This is a genomic window from Desulfurellaceae bacterium (assembly GCA_021296095.1).
Lineage (GTDB): Bacteria > Desulfobacterota > Binatia > Bin18 > Bin18 > JAAXHF01.
The window spans coordinates 1-308 of record JAGWBB010000141.1; the positions used below are offsets into that span (position 1 = coordinate 1).

The window sequence follows — 308 nt, forward strand, 5'->3', positions numbered from 1 at the left end:
CAGCTGGCGGTGCAGTTCGAGCCCGGCGCTGATCGCAAAATGGGTCGCGTACTGGCTGGGAAACAGCTTGATGGCAAAACCCGGATCGACCAGGCGATACGGCTGACCAAAGGCCAGCAGTATCGCCGTGTCAAAGCCCTCGCCAAAAAAGACCTCGACATAGCCGTTCGGCGCCTCAAAAATCTCGGCGTTGGCGCTGAAGCCGCGCCGGGCCAGCAGCGCGGCGTCCAGCCCGGCCGCAGCCGCCCAGCCGCAGTGGGTGGCCTTGGTCATGCTGCCGACGTTGGCCATGATGCCACCGGCCCGAG

The 308-nt window shown here is 65.6% G+C and carries 1 protein-coding gene; it reads right to left on the minus strand.

What is annotated here, in order from left to right; genetic code table 11:
- On the minus strand, positions 1–308 hold a 308-nt coding region (locus J4F42_21395; GenBank protein MCE2488078.1), incomplete at both ends, for an MmgE/PrpD family protein.